Source organism: Sporosarcina sp. ACRSM (assembly GCF_022346545.1).
Taxonomy (GTDB): Bacteria; Bacillota; Bacilli; order Bacillales_A; family Planococcaceae; genus Sporosarcina.
The window spans coordinates 68,638-89,640 of record NZ_JAKRNU010000011.1; the positions used below are offsets into that span (position 1 = coordinate 68,638).

Here is a 21,003-nt window from a genome sequence, read left to right on the forward strand (position 1 = left end):
ACTCCAAAGAAATTTGGAACGGGGCATCGCTTATAATACTTTTGATAAAAAGTTTTGAGTGCGTTGTTCTTTCGGATTGCCGAAAATTTCAGCCGGTGTCCCTTCTTCCACAAGATAACCACCATCAAGAAAGAGGACACGATTTCCTACTTCACGTGCGAAGCCCATTTCATGTGTGACGACGACCATCGTCATCCCTTCTTCTGCAAGTTCGCGCATGACATTCAACACTTCTCCGACCATCTCGGGGTCTAATGCGGATGTCGGTTCGTCGAATAACATCACTTTCGGTTTCATCGCTAACGCACGTGCAATGGCAACGCGTTGTTGCTGACCTCCAGATAGTTCGTCCGGGTAATTCTTTTCCTTCTCTTGCAACCCTACTTTGTTCAACAATTCACGCGCTAACTTTTCACTTTCCTCTTTACTTTTCTTCAATACTTTCATTGGACCAATCGTAATATTGTCCAGTATCGTTAAATGTTTAAACAAATTAAATTGTTGGAAACACATCCCGACATGCTGCCTTAACTCATAAATATTCGTTTTAGGCGAAGTCAATTCCATCCCAGCGATTTCAATTTTTCCACTCGTTGCTTCTTCCAGACCATTTAAACAGCGAAGAAAGGTACTTTTCCCACTACCAGAGGGTCCAATCACAACCACGACTTCTTTGTTAGCGATTTGCGTGCTAATCCCTTTCAAAATTTCCAGCTCGCCGAATGACTTGTGTAAGTTTTCAACGTTTATCAAGTTGCATCTTCCTTTCGAGATAACCAGCAAATTGGGACACACTAAAGATGATGATAAAATACAAAATACCGACGACGACCCAAATCGCAAATGGCTCAAAAGTGGATGAAATAATAATTTGACCTCTGTAAACTAATTCGATAATGCCAATCGGTGCAAGAAGGGATGTATCTTTGATCGTTTGTGCCGACTGATTCACAAGCGGTGGAATCATTCTTTTAAAAGCTTGCGGCAAAACAATATAACGCATCATTTTAAATTCCGTCATGCCTATGCTGGCGGCCGCTTCTTTTTGCCCGCGATCAACCCCAAGTATACCGGCCCGAATAATTTCGGAAATATAGGCCCCTTCATGTAAGGCGAGCGTTAGCGTTGCAGCGATAATTGGATAGGAGCGTTGTCCAAACCATTCGTTTACCGGCAACACGCCCGCCAATCCAAAGACGATAAAAAATAATTGCACCAATAATGGCGTCGAACGAAAAACCTCAATGTATACGGTCGAAACACCGCGTAACATTTTCGATTTAGATAACTTCATCAAGGCACTAATCAAACCGAAAACAACGGCCAATAGTATCGCCGCAATCGAATAATTGATTGTTAACTTAAGACCTTCCAGTATTTGCGGAAGATTATCCAGAACAACTTGCAACTCCACCGCCCCCTTCTTCGTATTCTATAAAGATCAGCTTGTTAATAAGAGAATTCGGCGGTCGACCTTTATCTTCACTCGGCAGTTATAACAACCTCTTCGGGTTTTACGACACCTTCAATAAGCCCATTCTTTTCGCCTCTTAAATATTCATCAAATAATTGTTCATACGTACCGTCTTCTTGAAGCTTTGCAAGTCCGTCATTTATTTTTTCAAGCAATTCTTTTTTGTCTTTATTGACAGCAATTCCATAAAATTCACCGGCTAAAATGTCGCCAACAATTGCTGCGTCTGTTTCTTGTTCATTTAAATAATTGATATTGGACGGGTTGTCATAGAGAATCGCGTCGACCCCGCCATTTTCCATCGTATTATAAGCTGTACTAATATCAGCGTATTGCTTAATATCCTGATCTTTAATACCATTAGCTACCATATAGTTATAAGAAGAAGTACCTTTTTGAACACCGATCAACTTTCCTTGTAAATCATCGAAACTTGTAATACCCGAGTCTGGTTTTGTAAGAATAGAAAGACCGGATTCATAGTACGCATTCGAGAAGTCAACACTTTCCATTCGTTTATCCGTAATTGAAAGCGCCCCCACAACGACGTCTAATTGGCCGGATTTCAGAGCAGGAACCAGTCCATCGAATTGCATCGTCGAAAATTCAACTTCAAAATCTTCCACTTCCGCAATTTTTTCAATCAATGCGATGTCAAAACCAACAAGCTCCCCTTGTTTCTCAGATTCAAATGGTGGATACGTAGGACTTGTCCCCACCTGTACAACCAATTTCTCTCCATCAGAAGTTGAATCCGGTGCGGAAGAAGAATCGCCTTCTGAAGAAGGTTTTTCTGCACCACAGGCCGCCATAGCGAAAGCAAAGCCAAAAACGAGTAGTATAAATAACATTGTCTTTTTCATACAAATTCCCCCTTGTCTGTTTCGTAAAAATGTTTTCGGAATGCATATTAAGTTGACTCCACTAGTAATCTTGGTATTCCGCCCCTTTTGATCATTCCGTCAATTGAAAACCGAATAATCCAGTTCTTTCAGACCATTCCGAAAAGCATGTAATTTAACAATACCATAATATAAAAAGAATGAAAAGTGTTCTTTGAAACCACTAAAATAAGCTGAAATTGTACCCAGGCTAGGTATCGGCATATCTAGACCAACAGCGTGTGGACAAAGTTATTTTCGGCTTTGTCTACACGCTGTTGGTGTATCAATTACGCCTCGGCGTAATTGCGTCCAGATTTTGAATTGAGCAAAGCTCAATTAACTCCTTTCAAAATCTGTGACATCCGCGGGCCTACAGGATGTAGGTCATGCAGTCGTTGCGACAGGACGTCGCGCACTTAGACTGCCCTCCATTATTCTTTCAGCGAGCGTTTGGACACCCACTGAACAGGAAACAAAACCGGCATTCATCCCGCCACCTATAGAGGTGGGAGTCTTCTGCTGAATGAAGATAAACTATAAATTAAGCATTCCCTCAGCCTGTTGCTACAGGATGCCTCCCCGCATATGTATGTCCTTATTTTCCTACAGGATCGAGCGGGGCTTTCCCCGTTAGAACTGCTACGAGATTTTTCGCTGCCCGCATCGCCATGGCGATTTCCGTTTGAGCTGTCGCTGATCCGATATGCGGAACCGTGACGACATTCGGCATGCTGAGCAATGGATTCTGTGGATCCACCGGTTCCTGCTCGAATACGTCCAATCCTGCCGCATGGATATCTCCATTTTCCAAAGCTCGAATAAGGGCTACCTCATCCACAGTCTGGCCACGGGATATATTAACAAAAACGGCTGATTTTTTCATCAATTTAAATTGTTCTTCCCCGATTAAGTGATACGTCTCAGGCGTGAGTGGTGTCATCAGCACGACATAATCTGCTTGCGTTAATAGAGTTTCCAAGTCACAATACGTTGCACTGTATTTCGCTTCTGCCTCCGGTTTTCGATTCCGGTTATAGTAAAGGACATCCATATTGAAACCAAATTTTGCGCGTCTTGCGATTGCTTCACCGATTCTCCCCATTCCAATGATTCCGATCGTCGTTCCATTGACATCTTTGCCAAACAACTCTCGGTAATCTGTCGTCCGGTCCCATTTTCCTTCTTTCACAAACCGATCCAATTCAACCATACGTCTCGCAGTAGATAAAATGAGACCAAATGCCAAATCGGCAACCGTTTCATCCAACACATGAGGTGTATTCGTTCCAATGACTTGATGTTTTTCCATCGCTTCCACGTCAAAATTATTATAGCCGACCGATACATTGCTCACGACTTTTAACTGTGGCGCACGCGCAAGTAGCTCCTCATCGATTCGACCGACGATCGTACTGCCCCCTGTATATAATCCTTCTATATTAGCAACTTCGTTTAATAGCGTTTCTCTCGGCACCCGTCCATCGCCTTGCCATTGACGGATATCGCAATGCTCACGCAAAAACGCCTCCACCTCGGCTTGTATCGGATACGTTACATAGATTTTGGGTTTCATTTTCTCTTCACTTCCCTTTCCGCGAATACTCTCTCTATTATGCACTATTTCATAAAGTCTGCCATCCCCTCACGCAGATTGAGTCATCGGATAGGGACAGGAATGGTACTGTAACAATTCCGCTCACATATAAATAGAACAAGTCGTTCTATCCAATCTGTTAAGTCTTACAGGCTAGAAGCTTTATTTTCTATTGCCGTAGTTGTCAGTACACTCGTATGAAATAGATGAGTTTAGCGCGGAAAGGAGGTTAAGCAATTGAAAAGCAAAAGTGAAATTATGGAGATCATCCGCCAGTTGGAAGATCATATTGCCGATGATTTCGAGGCACAAGATTTGGATTTCAAGCAATGGAATGATAGATGTAGGGAAGAAAATGTGAAAAAGATGATCCGGTATGCAGTTTGCATGGCAAATGGCGGTGGAGGTAGTGTAGTTTTTGGTGTAGCCGATCGAATACAAGGGTTAGCAAATGTGTTAAAAGGAGTTCCATTCGATGTGGACATCCCTGAATTAAAACAAAGGATAGCCGAAAATACAGCCCCTACCTTGATCCCTTCATTTGAAGAAATCTTTTATAACGATTATTCGATCAGGCTATTAGTCATGAATATTTTTCCTGAAACACCGCCTTATACGACGACTGACGGTTCTGCTACCATCCGGAAAGGAAAAGAGTGCCTACCGTATAAGATTATCAAGGGAAATAAGTACTAGTATTCTGAATATTCATTAATTCAAACGGAACATTCATTTATGTGCAATCTGGTACTATCGTTTATTTCATATTTTTCCAAACAATGCTATAATCCTCGTAGACAACTATATTTTTCTAACTCGTATGCTAGTTGAAAACGAAAAACTACTAGCGTGTGAGAGAAAGAAACTGAGGAGGAAAAGCATGAGATTCGTTAAAGTATTAGCATCTATTTTTATCCTATTCGCTTTACTAATTCCCACGAAAGCAGATGCTGCAACAAAGTTTAAAGATGTATCTCAAGATTTCTGGGCAGCAGAACAAATTTATCAGTTTACTGATAAAGGTGTAATCCGCGGCTATGAAGATGGGACATTTCGTCCCAATCAACACATTACTCGCGCGCAAGCTGCAAGTATTCTAACAAGGGTTCTTCAATTAGAAACGGAAAACTTACCGCCAATCGATTATAAGGATATTAAGAAAAGCTATTCTTCGTATAACGCCATTGCAGCCATTACAAATGCAGGGATTATGCAGGGTAATAACGGGAACTTCAAACCGAATGATCCACTTACCCGCGCGCAAATGGCGACAATCTTAACAAATGCTTTTGAATTAAAAGGCAACAAAACTGCAGCATTTAAAGATGTTCCTAAAGAACATTCTGCCTACGCTGCCATTGATGCAATTTTTGCCAATCAAGTAACGACAGGTTATCAAGACCAAACATTTAAACCAGGTCAGCCGACGACACGGGCACAATTCGTTACATTTCTGTCACGTTCGATCGATCAACGTCCATCTGTTTCCGCGTTGTTGAAAAAAGCTTATGCAAATGAGCAAACGATTGACGCTTATGAGTTCGATGGAAATGTCAAGTTCGGCCTTACGCTACCAGAAACATTAAACTCACCAGAAACTGGTATGATTATGGATATGCTAAAAGATATCAAGATTGACGTTACTGGAGCATATCAAAAAGATCCTATGATGTTGGAAGCAAATGTCGCGCTTACACTTTCAGGTGATATGCAAACAACGATCAGTATGCCGATTGTGATGACGGAAGATACGATGTGGTTTAAACTTCCAAACACACCACTTGCTCCTCTACCTGAGGAATTGGTTGGAAAGTATATTGAGTTTGACTTGAAGGAATTACAAGAACTTGAAGGTCAACCAGCCGGTTCGTTGGATATCGATTTGCAAACGGAACTTGCACTCGCAATCAATCAATTATTCGTAGATCAGTTTGCAGATGACTTTTACAACGCTGTTGAAAGTGACGCACTTACAGTACCTAATGAGATCGATGTCAAACAGGTTGTTAAATTTGAATTAACAAATGAGAGTTTACAGCCATTTGTTGAACGATTAATGACAGGCTTTTTACCACAGTTCTTTGAATTGGTCCAAGACCCTCAATATATGGACGCACTTGGATTAACTATTGAAGACATTCAAGCAGCTCAAGAAGGCATTAAAGAAATCAGCGCTAACATCGAGGAAATTGTTCAACAAATCAATCAGGTAGTATCAATCAATACGTTTGAACAATATGTCGTCATCGATCAAAATGACTTCATCGCCTATGATTTGATGAATCTGGATCTCGATATTACAGTAGATGAGGAAACGTTCGGCATTAAAATCTCGTCAACTCAATCAAAATCTAACATCAACGGGAATGTACCATTCGCAATAGGCATTCCGAATGCTGCGGATGTCATTACATCGGATGAGCTTGAAAAACTGTTTGAAATTGAGTATGAAGATGAGCTTGAAGCCATCAATCCAGAATTGGAAATAAAGTGACCGTCTGAGTCACTCATTCCATTCTGTCAGCTTAGTGAGCCATATCCTAAAAGCCCTTCGATTTTCGGTCGAAGGGCTTTTTTCATTACAAAAACGTACTTTTTAACCTCGTGTATTTTCCGTTTCTTCCTCCCAACGCCCGATTTCCGCTTTTACAATCGGCGCCACTTCTGTTCCTAACAGTTCAATCGCCCGCAACACTTCATCATGCGGCATGGAACCGACAGGTACGTGGAGCATGAAACGTTCAACACCGACATTTTTACGCAGGAAGATAATTTTTTCCGCGACAGTTTCCGCATCACCGACATACAAAGCGCCTTCCAAACTGCTGGCCGCCTCGAAAGTGTTACGCGTATAAGGTCCCCAACCACGTTCTCTCCCTAACACATTCATCGCTTGTGCGGTGGATGGGAAAAACTTGTCTTTTGCCTCGGCAGTTGTTTCCCCTACGAAACCGTGCGAATGGGAAGCAACCTTCAGTTTTGAAACGTCATGACCCGCCTGTTTTGCGGCTTGCTTATATAACTCGACGACCCGTGCAAACTGCAGCGGACTCCCTCCGATAATTGCAAGCACGAGTGGCAAGCCAAGAATCCCTGCACGTACAGCGGATTGTGGGGTGCCGCCGCTGGCAATCCAAATCGGTAAACGGTCATGATCCGGTCGAGGATAAACACCGAGATTAGGAATGGAAGGACGGTGATTTCCATTCCATGTCACTTTTTCCGATTCGTTAATTTTCAGTAATAACTCCAATTTCTCATCAAATAATTCATCATAATCTTGTAAGTCATAACCGAAAAGGGGAAACGATTCGATAAATGAACCACGCCCAGCCATGATTTCTGCACGCCCATTCGAAATAGCATCGACTGTTGCAAATTGTTGATACAAACGGACCGGATCATCTGATGAAAGGACAGATACAGCACTCGTCAGTTTAATCTGTTTCGTCTGTGCCGCTGCCGCAGCAAGCAAAACAGCCGGTGAAGAACAAGCATAATCCGCACGATGATGCTCACCTACTCCAAATACGTCCAATCCAACCTGATCCGCTAAGACGATTTCCTCCACCACTTCCCGTATCCGTTCCGCATGGCTCGTCACTTTCCCTGTTTCGACATCCGGTGTCGTTTCAACAAACGTTGTTACGCCAATTTCCATTATGATTGCCTCCTCAATTACGATCATTACGCTAACTAATTCAAAGTATAATTGAAGCAAAATGGCTTGTATAGGAACTAGGTCCCATACTGTCCAACCATCTCTGGTCGCGTAAAGAATAGCGCCTTATCCTTTACTTCCAATTCGTATGGAACGTTCCTTCCATATCTGTACGTTCATACGTATGCGCACCAAAATAGTCACGCTGTGCTTGCAATAGGTTCGCACTGGATTCGGCTGTACGGTAACTATCATAATACGTAAGTGATGCACTCATGGCTGGAAACGACATACCAGATATCACACTTTCGACTACAACTTTTCTTAAACTGCTCTGGTATTCATTCGCTTTTTCTACAAAATAAGGTGCAACCAACAAATTCGCAATGTTTGCTTGTCCATCATAAGCTTCACTAATCGTGTTTAGAAATTCTGCCCGTATGATACAACCACCGCGGAATATAAGAGCGATGTCTTTTAATGGCAAATCCCAATCATTCAGTTCTGAAGTCTTTTTATATTGAGTAAACCCTTGTGCGTATGCACAAATTTTCCCCATATATAAGGCTTGCCTTACAGTTTCAATCCATATGTCTTGATCTAACTCTTCACCCTTACCTACTGGTCCTGTTAATATACTTGCCGCATGGACCCGTTCTCCTTTTAAATGGGAGAGGTAACGTGCAAATAACGATTCCGTAATAATAGACACTGGGACACCATTGTCGATTGCTTGGATGCTCGTCCACTTGCCGGTACCATTTTGACCTGTTTGATCGAGGATTACATCGATAAGTGGCAATCCAGTTTTATCATCCTGCTTTCTTAATATATCAGCAGTGATTTCAATTAAATAACTTTTCAATTCTCCCTGATTCCACGTTTCAAAAATATCCGCAATTTCATCCAAAGGAAGCTGTAATCGCGTTCTTAGAAAAGTATATGCTTCCGCAATCAACTGCATATCTGCGTACTCGATCCCATTGTGCACCATTTTCACAAAATGACCTGCACCTTTCGGACCGATATAAACACAGCAAGGATCCCCTTCAACTTGAGCGGCTATTTTTGTTAAAATAGGTGCCACTTTTGCATACACTTCTTTATCACCGCCCGGCATAATTGACGGACCCTTTAAAGCGCCTTCTTCCCCGCCTGAAACGCCAATTCCTAAATAATCGATTCCTTTGGACTTCAGTTCGTCAAATCTCCGTGCAGTGTCTTTGTAATTGGAATTGCCGCCATCCATGATGATGTCCCCTTGCTCAAGATAAGGGAGTAGTGAATGAATCACTGTATCGACAACTTCGCCAGCTGTCACCATAAGAAAAATTTTTCTCGGTGACTGTAAAGACTGTACAAACTGTTGTATCTCATAATAGGGAGTAATCTGTTTGTCTTCACTTTTTTGTAAAAGTAAATCTGTTAAATCTCTTGTGTAATTATAGACTGCTACTTTTTCACCTTTACTTGCCATATTTAATGCAATGCTACTGCCCATTACCCCTAGCCCTATAACCCCAATCGTATTACTCATAGTTTTTGTCCCCCTTTTGCTTGTATTGTGTTAAGCTTCTTTGATAGGTAGCGATACTTTCATATTCATGCCCCAAAACTCTAGACACATTGATGAATATCGGTAGCAGTTTTACATACTCCTCCACAGCGGACTCTACAGGTGTGTGTTTATACGTACTGCCTATCATGTCCGACACCACATCAAATGATTCGACTTTTCCAATAGCAAATAACCCCAAGATACAAGCGCCCAGACATGAGCTTTCATAACTTTCTGGAACAGTCACTTCCAAATCGAAGATATCTGCCATCATTTGGCGCCATATGGCGGACCTTGCGAACCCTCCTGTTGCTTGAATGCGAGTTACAGGTTCATCCATCACTTCTAATAAAGCCAAAAACACTGTGTAAAGATTGTAAATTACACCTTCAAGAGCTGCTCGAATCATATGCTCTTTCTTATGCGATAGCGTTAAACCAAAAAACGTTCCACGAACATCCGGATTCCATAAAGGAGCGCGTTCACCTGCTAGATAAGGATGAAATAACAAGCCATCTGATCCCGGTCTAACACGTTCAGCAATCTTTGTTAAAACTTCATAAGGATCTATACCCAATCTTTTCGCTGTTTCCACTTCTGCTGATGCAAATTCATCCCGAATCCAACGAAGGACCATTCCACCATTGTTTACAGGTCCACCAATCACCCAATGTTTTTCAGTTAATGCATAGCAAAATATTCGTCCTTTTTCATCTGTTTGAGGCCGATCAATGACTGTCCTTATGGCGCCGCTCGTACCAATCGTTACGGCTACTTCTCCCTTACCAATCGCATTCACCCCTATATTCGAAAGCACGCCATCGCTCGCGCCAATGACAAATGGAGTTTGTGCATGAATACCGAGCTTTTTGGCAATTCCCGGATCACAATTTGTAAACAACTCGGTTGTCGGCACAAGTTCAGATAATTGCTCCCGCGTAACGCCCGCGATTGCCAATGCTTCCTCATCCCAATCCAGTTCTTTCAAATTCATCATGCCCATTGCGGAGGCCAAGGAATAGTCCACAACATATCGGTCAAAGAACTTTTTAAAGATATATTCTTTAATACCAATATATTTTCTTGTCTTTATCGCAATTTCAGACCGGTCATGTACGATCCAAGCAATTTTGCTTAATGGGGACATCGGATGGAGCGGTGTTCCCGTTCGTTTGTACACTTCATGACCATTCAACTCTTCCTTTATTTTACGCGTCCAAGCTTCACTCCGATTGTCTGCCCAAGTAATACATGGTGTTAACGGATGATCATTTTCATCCATCGCAATGACGCTATGCATCGCACTACTAAAAGAAATGAACAATAGCTCTTCCGGTGCGATTTGGGAGTGGTTCATAATAGCAGAAACGGCTTGTAATACAGCTTGATATATTTCCTCTGGGTTCTGTTCCGCTGTAGAAGGATCTGGCGTATGAAGCGGATAACCGATATTCTCTTGCCGGATAATTTCACCTTGTTCAGAAAACAAAACTGCTTTCGTACTTGTCGTGCCAATATCTACACCTAACATATAGTTTGTCATCTTTGTTACTCCCATCCTTTCATACGTATTTATTGTACACATAATTCTAGATGTCTACATAAAAAGACCTGCAGATATTTTACTTTCTACAGGTCATCCTTTTATGCTAATTAAACGAAGAGGCTTAGAATTAATACGAAACCAAGTCCAGCCACTGATATGATCGTTTCAAGTACTGTCCAAGTTGCAAATGTTTCTTTCATCGTTAAGCCGAAGGACTCTTTAACAATCCAGAAACCAGTATCATTCACGTGCGATGCTATGATACTACCTGCGCCTGTTGCTAATACCATCAGTTCAAAATTGACATCTGTACCCGCCATCATCGGAATGACGAGTCCAGCTGTTGTTAGTGCGGCAACTGTTGCGGAACCTTGCGCAATCCGTATGACCGCAGCAATCAGCCAAGTCAAAACTAGCGGTGAAATTGAACTACCTTCGAAAATGGCAGCGACATAATCACCCACTCCTCCGTTGATCAAGACTTGCTTCAGCGCTCCTCCGGCACCCAAAATCAGTAACATCATACCGATTGCTCGAACCGCACTTTCCGCAGACTCCATCAGCTGTTTCATCGGAATCTTCCGTGCGATTCCCATTGTATAAATTGCTAGCAACACAGATAGTAGCATAACTGTAGTCGGTGCCCCAATCATGGTTACTACATCGAAAAATACACTTCCCGATCCGTCATCAACCAATTTAATGATCGTTGAAAATGCCATTAAGAGTACCGGGAATAATGCTGTGAATGCACTGATCCCAAACCCCGGTGTATCTTCCAATTTAAATTGTTTTGTCTCGCCGATCGAAGCGATACTACCGCTAGTACTTTCTTTATCAAAAGCCTTTGGTGCAAATTTTCTCGCAAATTTCGTAAATACCGGACCTGCAATAATGACAGTTGGAATAGCGACAATAAATCCATAAAGTAAAACCAAACCTACATTTGCACCGAATTCATTGGCAATTACAGTCGGACCAGGATGTGGCGGTAAAAAGCCATGCGTAACAGACAACGCAGCCGCCATTGGAAGACCTAAATGTAAGAAGGATACTTTAATTTGTTTAGCAATTTGATAGACGATTGGAATTAATAAGACAAGACCTACTTCAAAGAACAAGGCGATTCCAAGAATAAAGGAAGCCACCACTACAGCCCACTGAATATACTTCAAGCCAAATTTATCAATTAACGTCATCGCAATTCGTTGGGCACCACCTGAATCGGCAATGAGTTTACCAAGGATTGCCCCCAATCCAAAAACTAACGAGATACTACCTAACGTTCCACCCATACCACTTTCAATTGATTTTACAATTTCATTGATCGGCATACCTAAAGCTAAAGCGATTAAGAATGACACAACCACTAATGAAATAAATGTATTTACATTAAATTTCATAATTAAAATGAGTAGAACAATAATCCCCAAAGCGACAATCACTAATGGCACAACTTTCTCCCCCTCTAAACTAGTGAATTTTTTAATAGTCCCCTACAGTTTTTGTTATAATTTAGTCGCTTATCTCAAAGAAAGACTGGCTTAAAACGGAATGATCATACACCCGTGTAGAATCCAAATTGTTGTAGATCCCCTCAGTCGAATACGATAACAGCTTTTCGAACTTTATCTGGATTGTTTTCAACAAAAGTGAATGCTTCTTGCACATCTTCAAGTGCAAATGTATGCGTTATCAATCCTTCATGACGGATTCTCCCCGCGTTCAACAATTCCACAACTTTTGGCATTTGGTTCGTTTGCAATCTTGATCCAGCAATGGTTATTTCTTTTTTTGTAATAAGTAACTGTGGAATTTGAGCAGGCCTTTCATCAAATCCAAGTACAACAACCGTTCCAGCCGGGGAAACAACTTCAATTCCCAGTTCGAAAGTCGACGGTAGACAGACCGCGTCAATCACGACATTAGCCCCTTCGCCTTGCGTCCACTCTTTCACTCTCTCTTGTACATTCTCTACCCCTGCTTGAACAGTCACATCCGCTCCATTTTCACGTGCAAATGCCAATCGTTCTTCGCTTAAATCAGTCATCATGACGGAAGCACCTTGGAGTTTGGCAAATTTCAAAATACAGATTCCGATTGGTCCGGCTCCTTGAATAAGAACGGTATCGCCTTGCTCGACCTGACCTCTCCAAGTCGCCTGCGCGCCAATCGTGTAAGGTTCCGCCATAACAGCTTCATTCCAATCAAGCGTCGCATCGACTGCATAGAGTTGCTTTTCAGGGAGAACGAAATATTCCCTCATTCCACCATCCTCATGTACACCGAATACAGATAGTTTTTCACAGACATTCGGACGTCCTTTGCGACAAGCATAACATTCGCCGCAGTAACTAATTGGTTCCACGACGACATGGTCCCCGACTTTAAGTCTCGTAACGCCAGATCCAATCTCCACCACTTCTCCTGTTACTTCATGTCCTACAACACGTGGCAATGTCGCAAGAGGATTCGTTCCATGATAGATATGCATATCTGACCCACAAATACCTATCCGTTTCGTTTTCACGAGCACATCCGTTGCAGAAACAAGTTGCGGTTGTTCGACTTCATTGATGACGAGATCGTACGCTTTCCTTACTTGAACAACTTTCATTTTACCTCTATCCCCTCTCAGGCACTTTTCTTTTAACAGGATCCTCTTTGGATCAATGTCGGCTGTAACCGGTATACGCTCGGCTTCCCCGTTTCTTCTTTGTTAATTTGATTGGTCAGTAATTTAACAGCCAAATGAGCCATTTCAATCGTCGGTTGTGAAATCGTTGTCAGTGAAGGCGTATAAAAGCTGGCAAATGGAACTTCGTCAATCCCTATAACCGCGATGTCTTCCGGAATTTTCATATCGTGTTTTTTGATATACTTCAACACTTCCATCAGCACAATATCATTTGCTGCCAAAATAGCTTGAGGTGGCTCTTCACTTACGAAAAGCTCTTCCAGTGATTGATAGAGCATATCGGGTTCTGCAGTTTTGATATACGCCGGATTGACCTGTATTTGATGACGTTCCAATGCATTTTTGTAGCCTTGAATTCGCTCTAATCGCGGACTGATATTTCTGATGATTGACGTTGTGACAATGGCAATCTTTCTGTAACCGTTTTCCACAAACTGGTCGATAGCCAGTTGCGCAGCCCGGTCATTATCGAGCACGACAGTTTCAATTGCGATATCTTCAATTGTCCGGTCCATGAACACAATTGGAAATGCAGATTTCTTCATCTGTTCGTACAGGCTGACATTACCTCCCGTTGGAAAAATGATAATGCCATCCACCTGTTTTGCCATCAGCATTTCAATATAGTCTTTTTCCTTATCTGGTTCGTCATCCGCGTTACAAACAATGATATGAAACCCTTGTTCATGGAACTTATTTTCAATCGCACGAATGATCTGAGTCGAAAATGAGTGTAAAATATTGGCCACAATCACGCCAATTGTAAAGGTCGATTTTTGCTTTAAGCTTCGGGCGACGATATTCGGTCGGTAATCCAATTCTTCTATCGATGCTGCAACCCGTTCACGTGTCCGCTCACTCATATATTCATATCTTTTATTCAAATACTGGGAAACAGTACTTTTAGATACATTCGCATGCTTGGCTACATCGCCGATTGTTATTTTTTTCATACGATTCATCTCCATTTCAACTTCTTTCCCTATCATAATCAAGAGAGACATTCTTCACCAGTTTGATAGGGAAAAAAGCGAAATTCCAACTAATCGGGATTCATACACCCGAATAAGCCATGAACCCTCCATCTACGGGAATCGTTGTCCCTGTCACAAAGCCCGAACACGTTTCGTCGATGAGGAAAAGCAAAGTACCGAGCAAATCTTCCGGTTTTCCGAATCGTTTCATCGGTGTAGCCGTAATGATCTTGTTTGAACGCGGCGTTAAGTTTCCTTCTTGATCCAAAAGCAAATCCCGATTTTGTGTGGTCAGGAAGAATCCAGGTGCAATCGCGTTCACTCGTAATCCAGTCTCCGCAAAATGAACTGCCATCCACATCGTGAAATTATTGATGGCTGCTTTGGCTGCACTATAAGCCGGCACTTTTGTCAACGGCGTGTACGAGCTCATGGAAGACAAATTAATAATATTTGGTGCTTCAGCCTTCAGCAATTCTTTTCCGAATACTTGCGTTGCTAAAAAAGTGCCTGTGAAATTCGTTGAAAACACATTTTCAAATCCGTTTTCGTCCAAATCGAAAAATGATTTTGTCGTTTCCTGTTCGCCAAAAACTTCAGGGTCCGTAATGGCATCTGGATGATTTCCTCCCGCGCCATTGATGAGTACATCTATGCGTCCGAATTGCGCAACAATTTCATTTCTCGCCCGCTCTAAGGATCCCCTGTCCAAGACGTCGGTGGTGATAGCGATTGCTGTCCCTCCGTCTTCTTGAATTTGCTGGACAATTTGTTGCCCTTTTTCGGCGGTTCTGTTTAAGATCGCCACTTTGACGCCTTGGCGTGCCAGTTCATGCGCCATTGCAGAACAGAGTACACCACTTCCACCCGTTATGACGGCAACACGTTCTTTTAAGTTTTCATGGATCGGTATCATTAAGCACTATCCTTTTTCTTCGTCTCATAGCCATCCCATAATCCGAGTAAATACATGATCCCTAACGCCCGATCGTATAATCCGTAACCTGGACGGCACACTTCTCCCCAGAGATGACGGCCATGGTCCGGTCTGACATATCCATCATAATTTTGACGATGCAATTCCTCGACAACACCTTTAATATCGATAGAACCATCTTGTGTATAATGCGATGTTTCCACAAAATCCCCATTATCGTAGATTCTCACATTACGGATATGTGAAAATGGTGCGCGGGAAGCGTATTTCCTTGCTACTTGGACCATATCATTATTTGGATTAGCACCCATCGAACCTGTGCACATCGTAAATGCATTGGAAGGTGAGTCAGAAATGGCAATGAGTCTTTCATAACTTTCTTCGCCCGTAATAATGCGTGGAAGACCAAAGATAGACCAAGGCGGATCATCCGGATGGATCGCCATTTTAATGCCGCAAGCTTCTGCCACCGGGAGGATTTCCTTCAAAAACACCTCTAGATTCGTCCATAATTGTTCTTCGTCGACTTCTTTATACGCTTCAAACAGTTCTGTGATGCGTTCCATTTTCTCTGGTTCCCAGCCAGGCAACGTCAGATCGGATGCTTCACTAACTGTTCGGATCAACTCTTGTGGATCGAGTCCATGTACTTTCGCTTTTTCAAAAAATAGGGCCGTTGAGCCATCTTCAAGTGGATGGAACATTTCTGTACGCGTCCAGTCAAAAATCGGCATGAAATTATAACAGATGACTTTTACGCCAAATTCGGCTAAATTGCGGATTGTCTCTTTGTAATTTTCGATATACCGGTAACGGTCTTCGTTGCCCAATTTGATTGATTCATGGACGTTCACACTTTCAACGACATCCGTATGGAAGCCGAATGATTGAATATAATCGATTTCCTTTTTAATTTCTTCTTTCTCCCAAACTTCACCGACCGGCTTCTGATGTAAAGCCCAAACAATGCCTTTTGTACCTGGAATCTGTTTCACTTGTTCAAGTGTGACCGTATCATTATCCTTACCGTACCAACGAAATGTGATATTCATCATGCCACTCCTCTTCATGAAATTTTGTTCATATATTGTCGAGCCAACTCTACGACTGCATCATAACCACCGGATTTGAATGCCTTATTCAAATCGCTACCAATTCCAACAGCTACTGCTCCTGCAGCTAGCCACTCATTGATATTATCCAAATTGATGCCACCTGTCGGCATAATGCTCACTTGCGGCAATGGTCCGTTCACCGATCCGATGAAAGAAGGTGTAAAGTTATTTGCCGGGAACAGTTTCAGTACATCACAACCCGCTTCAAGCGCTTCCACCATTTCACGGATAGTCATACATCCTGGAAAATAAGGAATGCCGTATCGATTGCAAATACGTGCCGTATCCGCATTAAAATGTGGACTGACGACAAACTTTGCACCGGCCAGAATGGCATGCCTTGCTGTTTCCGCATCAAGGACACTTCCGGCCCCCAAAAGAGCGTCTGTCTGTTGAAGTTCTTCAAACACCTTTTGAATGCCTGGTGTTGTATAAGTCAATTCAATGACATGGATGCCTCCATCCACCGCTGCCTTGGACAGTTGAATGGCTTCTTCCGCATCGCGACCACGAATGACCGCTACGACTTTGGACTTTTCTATTTGTGCATGCACAACATACTTCGACATGATCCGATCTCCTCCGATTTCAACTGGTAAACAGGTTCATCTTTCAATGACGATTTCTTTATGGATAAAAGGCAATACCTCATCCAAATAAGGCAGACCTTCATTGTCTCCGGAAACGGTCGTGACCAAAGCGCCCACTCCGTTGGCCAACTCTAATCTTTCTTCCGGTAAATAACCGTTCAAATAGGCATAAATATACCCGGCATCAAACCCGTCACCTGCCCCAACGGTATCAATCGGTTTGACGACAAACGCCTCTTTTTCGTACCAGTTGCCGTCTATATACGCCCTCGCTCCATTGGCACCGTCTTTTATAACAAACTGACCAATATTAAAACGCTCCGCGCATTCCACTAACGCCTCTTCCGATGATTCCCCTAAAATCAGTTCAATCTCATCCAGACCTGTCAGTAAAATATCGACATAAGGAAAAACTTCTTCAAATGTGGTTCTCGCTTCTTCGATGGTCCACATCTTCAACCGCAGATTCGGATCGAACGAAACAGGAATGCCCATTTCCTTCGCCAGTTTCAGCACACGTTCAATAATCTTTCTATTCCCTGGATCTATCGATAGGAAAACACCTGAAAGATGAAGCATATTAATGCCTTCAAGCAACTCTTTTGTCATATCTTCCGGTTTCAATGTAAGAATTGGAGATTGCTGGCGATAATAAAATGTCTTCCCGGAACCATCTTCCCGAATTTCTTTAAAGTTCAGTGAAGTGGGATACCCTTCTACAAACTCGACATTCGACACATCGATGCCTTCTCCGCGTGCAAAGTTATAGATAACACGGCCAAACTCGTCATTTCCTAATCGGCTCACCCATTTCGATTGAAGCCCTAAGCGTGCGCATCCAATCGCAAAATTCAGTTCCGCCCCTCCCACTTTACGGGAAAAGCCAGATACAAATCGAAGTGGGCCGTTTTCGTGTGGATTCAACGTAATAAGACCATCACCGATTGTTAAGACAGCAAATTGTGGTGACAACTTATTTCCTCCTTTTCTTGACGCTTTCATTCTCTAGTTGCAATCGGTTTCATAAACCGGTTTAGTTCGAATCTATAAAAAATCAATTACGCCTCGGCGTAATTGCGTCCAGATTTTGAATTGAGCAAAGCTCAATTCACTCCTTTCAAAATCTGTGACATCCGCCGGAGGCTTTATCTTCTTTCAGCGGGCGTTTGGACACCCACTGAACAGGAAACAAAACCGGCATTCATCCCGCCACCTATAGAGGTGGGAGTCTTCTGCTGAATGAAGATAAACCGACTCCCTTACTGGTATTTCTTCTCTCTTTATCTCTCGTTCTTCTAAGGACTAAATCGGTTTAGTTTTTTGCTTCAGTGCCAGTATAAACGAACATTTCAGCAAATACAAGTAATTTTTCAAAAAATCAATTACCCCTTAACTTAACTGCGTTTGAGCCGATAAAAGCCGTCTCTATGGGAAGATGAGGGCCAGTGGGTTCTAGTTGAAACCTTTCATACTGCTATTCGTCAAACTAACGCCGAATAATTAACATAATTTTCAATCCGCATTATAAATCTATAGAAGCTCTTAAAAATTGAGGAGGATTAGCTAAAATATGAAACGAAAAAATATAGTAGCCTTTATACTAATATTAGGTTGTGTAAGTTTACTAGTAATAAACCCATTTAAGAAAGACATATGGGATTCAAATTTAGTATTACTTAAAAATAAAATACTCTCGGAAAAAGAGATTGACGACAAAGTGAACCTTTCAACTTTTACACCATTTGAATGGGATCACGTCTATTCTTTTAATCCCTATGTTCCAAAAGAATCCATCTATGAAACGATAGGATATAAATGGGACAACATTAGCGAAACGGTCAGTGAGGGAATGAATCAAATTGTTTTTATGAAAGATGGAAAAGTCGTTTGTTATCTTTATGGCTATCCTGAAAATAATAAGTTTGGCTTCTACTTCAACGGTACAGATCACACAGAGAATGCATCAATTCTACGTGTCGAAGACCATGCTATTTTTGATGTGAAGAAAAACGGGGATGTTGTTTTCTTAACGCATTATCAGTAGAATTTGATGTCATTCATTTCAGGAACAAGGCTCCAAGCGATTCTGCCTTGCCATCAAACAGAATGAAGTTAACACCAATAGGGAGGATGCCTTATTCACTTCGGCAACTTCTTTTAGAAGAAAAGGTGAACTAATGTAACTGTCAAGAATTCTGTTAATAGTTTACAAATGAAAGGGAGGATGATTATGACTGCTAGCGTCAAACATTTTATGAAAGAACATTTTAACAACCTGATCCTAAGGCCACCTCTATTTTATTCCTGGAAATATGGCATTCGTTTTGAAATTTCCATGCCTGGGACTGAACATGAAGACAACAGCAATCTTCAACAAATCAAAGACAGAAGCACTGGAATTTTTAATCAAGTCTTTCAAGATACAGATGAGGTATTGTTCATAACAGACATCTCTTGTGAAAAATACAATACCTTTTTGCGAAAAAGGCCGATAAATGTCTATCGGAAATATGTGAAGAACAAAGACTTACTAAAGAAATTACAACATAGCGTATTGCCGCATATATTCGAGGAAGAAGACGATGGTGATTACGATGAGCTAGACACACATCGGTTCATTCTCCCCTGCACAAAAAGCGACATACGGTACCTCCAACTATTAGTAGCCATCAGCTATGAGGACTTTCCACATCCAACACAAATCTTGAGGCGAAATATGGCTGCGGGGTACGATATCTATTTTGTCAATGTAACGAGGAAAATGATTTATCATCTTTATGACGACCGGGGTTGCGATGTCATCGCAGCAAATAAAGAAGATTTACGTCCACTATATAAGGAATGCAATGAGTGGATATTGGATTATGACCGAGAACAGATTGACTTGTTGTTTTGAATGTAAGCTACCCGATCCCAACCAATTCGGCTTGATGTTAAGGTCAGGTAGCTATTTTTCATTTTTGAAAACTTAATCCTTCTACCTCTAAAGCAGCCCTCAGTTTGGGCAAAGAAGCAGGTCCCATGCCATGAAATGTCAAAATCTCTTTTTCACTATAGTTGGAGAGTTGTTCCAAAGAAGTGATTCCATTACTCTCCAACGCGCGTCGAGCTGGTGCCGAAAGAGTTGAAAGAAACCCGCTTTCAGGTTTCCGTTCTTGCTCGCAAATCGGGCATGTCGGGCAATCACTGCTCTTCTCATATTCATGCCCATTGTCGCAAACCCTTAATGTTTTCTCTGATTTCGCCATGCTGTAATCCCCTTTCTCCTTTCAATTATCGTTCAATCGTCGCGGTAATTTCAATGCCCTTCAATGCCTGCGTAGCGAGCCGATCCGCTTCTGTATTCGCTTTTCTCGACACGAGCTCATATTCCGGATCAATGCCCAGCGCTTTCATTTTTGCTTCGATTCGGTCTGCCCAGTTGGATAATGTCTGTTCAATGACCGGCCATTCTTCGCTCAGATGATGAATGACGACTCGAGAATCACCGAAAAACTTGACCGGCAAATGATGGGCTTCCAATAATTCAAGCTCTTGCAAGCATAGATGGAGCGCCGCGTATTCCGCTTCGTTATTTGACGTGAGCCCCGTGACCGATGCGTTCCGTCTCAACCTATATGATTTTCCGCTCTGGTCATAATGGATAACGCATCCTAAGCCCGCTGCCTTTGTCGTCTGATCAAAACCGCCATCAAAATATACCGTAATATTATGCGGCTCCGTTTCAATACCTTTCAAATAACTTTTCAGTTCTTTAACCGTCCACGAACTGTCAAACCGATCGATGAACTGCATATTTTTTGCACGACCGGTCTTCTCCAAATCTTCGGCGATCACTAATGCTTGTGCCGCTGCCATTTCTTCCGATCGAAACGTAGTCTCCACACCCTTCGGTGATCTGTATATCCATTCAATTAATACATTCATCGCAATTCCTCCATCACTGTCAGTCTTTATATTTATTCCCCTTCT

The 21,003-nt window shown here is 42.2% G+C and carries 20 protein-coding genes; 4 read left to right on the forward strand and 16 right to left on the reverse strand.

The annotated features are described in order from the left end of the window. Positions 1-30 precede the first annotated feature (30 nt). From MHZ95_RS16525 to MHZ95_RS16540, 4 genes are all read right to left on the reverse strand, one after another. Positions 31-753 (reverse strand): amino acid ABC transporter ATP-binding protein, encoded by a 723-nt coding sequence (locus MHZ95_RS16525; RefSeq protein WP_239391889.1) that lies wholly within the window; start codon positions 751-753, stop codon positions 31-33. Continuing rightward, positions 740-1,408, reverse strand: coding sequence for an amino acid ABC transporter permease (locus tag MHZ95_RS16530; protein ID WP_239391890.1), 669 nt, complete (start codon positions 1,406-1,408; stop codon positions 740-742). Before MHZ95_RS16530 ends, MHZ95_RS16525 begins: the two co-directional genes overlap by 14 nt. A 74-nt stretch (positions 1,409-1,482) precedes the next feature. Further along, positions 1,483-2,337 (reverse strand): basic amino acid ABC transporter substrate-binding protein, encoded by an 855-nt coding sequence (locus tag MHZ95_RS16535; protein WP_239391891.1) that lies wholly within the window; start codon positions 2,335-2,337, stop codon positions 1,483-1,485. Positions 2,338-2,953: 616 nt separating this feature from the next. Further along, positions 2,954-3,931 carry a 2-hydroxyacid dehydrogenase gene (locus tag MHZ95_RS16540; protein WP_239391892.1) on the reverse strand — a complete coding sequence of 326 codons (978 nt, stop codon included), beginning with the start codon at positions 3,929-3,931 and terminating at the stop codon, positions 2,954-2,956. Between the two features lie 258 nt (positions 3,932-4,189). Here MHZ95_RS16540 and MHZ95_RS16545 point away from each other — a divergent pair, with 258 nt between their 5' ends. Further along, positions 4,190-4,648, forward strand: coding sequence for an RNA-binding domain-containing protein (locus MHZ95_RS16545; protein WP_239391893.1), 459 nt, complete (start codon positions 4,190-4,192; stop codon positions 4,646-4,648). 184 nt (positions 4,649-4,832) lie between these two features. Then, positions 4,833-6,446, forward strand: a complete 1,614-nt coding sequence (locus tag MHZ95_RS16550) for an S-layer homology domain-containing protein (RefSeq protein ID WP_239391894.1) — start codon at positions 4,833-4,835, stop codon at positions 6,444-6,446. A 102-nt stretch (positions 6,447-6,548) separates the two neighbouring features. Here the strand turns inward: MHZ95_RS16550 and MHZ95_RS16555 are convergent, their stop codons facing one another. The 10 genes from MHZ95_RS16555 to MHZ95_RS16600 form a co-directional block, all read right to left on the reverse strand. Then, a complete protein-coding gene (locus MHZ95_RS16555) occupies positions 6,549-7,613 on the reverse strand; it encodes an LLM class flavin-dependent oxidoreductase (RefSeq protein WP_239391895.1) in 1,065 nt (354 codons plus the stop codon). 133 nt (positions 7,614-7,746) lie between these two features. Then, complete coding sequence (gene gnd, locus MHZ95_RS16560; RefSeq protein WP_239391896.1) at positions 7,747-9,150, reverse strand: decarboxylating NADP(+)-dependent phosphogluconate dehydrogenase; 1,404 nt, start codon at positions 9,148-9,150, stop codon at positions 7,747-7,749. Then, entirely contained in the window at positions 9,143-10,714 is a 1,572-nt protein-coding gene (gene gntK, locus MHZ95_RS16565; protein ID WP_239391897.1) for a gluconokinase, read from the reverse strand. The genes gnd and gntK overlap by 8 nt, the downstream gene beginning before the upstream one ends. A 110-nt stretch (positions 10,715-10,824) precedes the next feature. Next, entirely contained in the window at positions 10,825-12,171 is a 1,347-nt protein-coding gene (locus tag MHZ95_RS16570; RefSeq protein WP_239391898.1) for a gluconate:H+ symporter, read from the reverse strand. A 143-nt stretch (positions 12,172-12,314) separates the two neighbouring features. After that, positions 12,315-13,334 (reverse strand): zinc-binding alcohol dehydrogenase family protein, encoded by a 1,020-nt coding sequence (locus MHZ95_RS16575; protein ID WP_239391899.1) that lies wholly within the window; start codon positions 13,332-13,334, stop codon positions 12,315-12,317. 32 nt (positions 13,335-13,366) lie between these two features. Then, positions 13,367-14,368 carry a LacI family DNA-binding transcriptional regulator gene (locus MHZ95_RS16580; protein ID WP_239391900.1) on the reverse strand — a complete coding sequence of 334 codons (1,002 nt, stop codon included), beginning with the start codon at positions 14,366-14,368 and terminating at the stop codon, positions 13,367-13,369. A gap of 100 nt (positions 14,369-14,468) precedes the next feature. Continuing rightward, positions 14,469-15,305 (reverse strand): SDR family oxidoreductase, encoded by an 837-nt coding sequence (locus MHZ95_RS16585; RefSeq protein WP_239391901.1) that lies wholly within the window; start codon positions 15,303-15,305, stop codon positions 14,469-14,471. Further along, positions 15,305-16,378 (reverse strand): mannonate dehydratase, encoded by a 1,074-nt coding sequence (gene uxuA, locus MHZ95_RS16590; RefSeq protein WP_239391902.1) that lies wholly within the window; start codon positions 16,376-16,378, stop codon positions 15,305-15,307. The genes MHZ95_RS16585 and uxuA overlap by 1 nt, the downstream gene beginning before the upstream one ends. Before the next feature lie 14 nt (positions 16,379-16,392). Further along, positions 16,393-17,010, reverse strand: a complete 618-nt coding sequence (locus MHZ95_RS16595) for a bifunctional 2-keto-4-hydroxyglutarate aldolase/2-keto-3-deoxy-6-phosphogluconate aldolase (RefSeq protein WP_239391903.1) — start codon at positions 17,008-17,010, stop codon at positions 16,393-16,395. Positions 17,011-17,046: 36 nt separating this feature from the next. Next, positions 17,047-18,003, reverse strand: a complete 957-nt coding sequence (locus MHZ95_RS16600) for a sugar kinase (protein WP_239391904.1) — start codon at positions 18,001-18,003, stop codon at positions 17,047-17,049. 598 nt (positions 18,004-18,601) lie between these two features. On the opposite strand from MHZ95_RS16600, the gene MHZ95_RS16605 reads away from it, so the two are divergent. Beyond that, positions 18,602-19,075: a hypothetical protein gene (locus MHZ95_RS16605; protein ID WP_239391905.1), complete on the forward strand. Its 474-nt coding sequence runs from the start codon at positions 18,602-18,604 to the stop codon at positions 19,073-19,075. A 186-nt stretch (positions 19,076-19,261) separates the two neighbouring features. Then, the gene (locus tag MHZ95_RS16610) at positions 19,262-19,927 is read left to right on the forward strand and encodes a DUF3885 domain-containing protein (protein ID WP_239391906.1); all 666 of its coding nucleotides are present in this window, start codon (positions 19,262-19,264) and stop codon (positions 19,925-19,927) included. Between the two features lie 58 nt (positions 19,928-19,985). Here MHZ95_RS16610 and MHZ95_RS16615 read toward each other — a convergent pair whose 3' ends face one another. Together MHZ95_RS16615 and MHZ95_RS16620 are read right to left on the reverse strand one after the other, a co-directional pair. After that, positions 19,986-20,279 carry an RNA polymerase alpha subunit C-terminal domain-containing protein gene (locus MHZ95_RS16615; RefSeq protein ID WP_239391907.1) on the reverse strand — a complete coding sequence of 98 codons (294 nt, stop codon included), beginning with the start codon at positions 20,277-20,279 and terminating at the stop codon, positions 19,986-19,988. 25 nt (positions 20,280-20,304) lie between these two features. Beyond that, positions 20,305-20,958 carry a reverse transcriptase-like protein gene (locus tag MHZ95_RS16620; RefSeq protein WP_239391908.1) on the reverse strand — a complete coding sequence of 218 codons (654 nt, stop codon included), beginning with the start codon at positions 20,956-20,958 and terminating at the stop codon, positions 20,305-20,307. Positions 20,959-21,003: the final 45 nt, after the last annotated feature.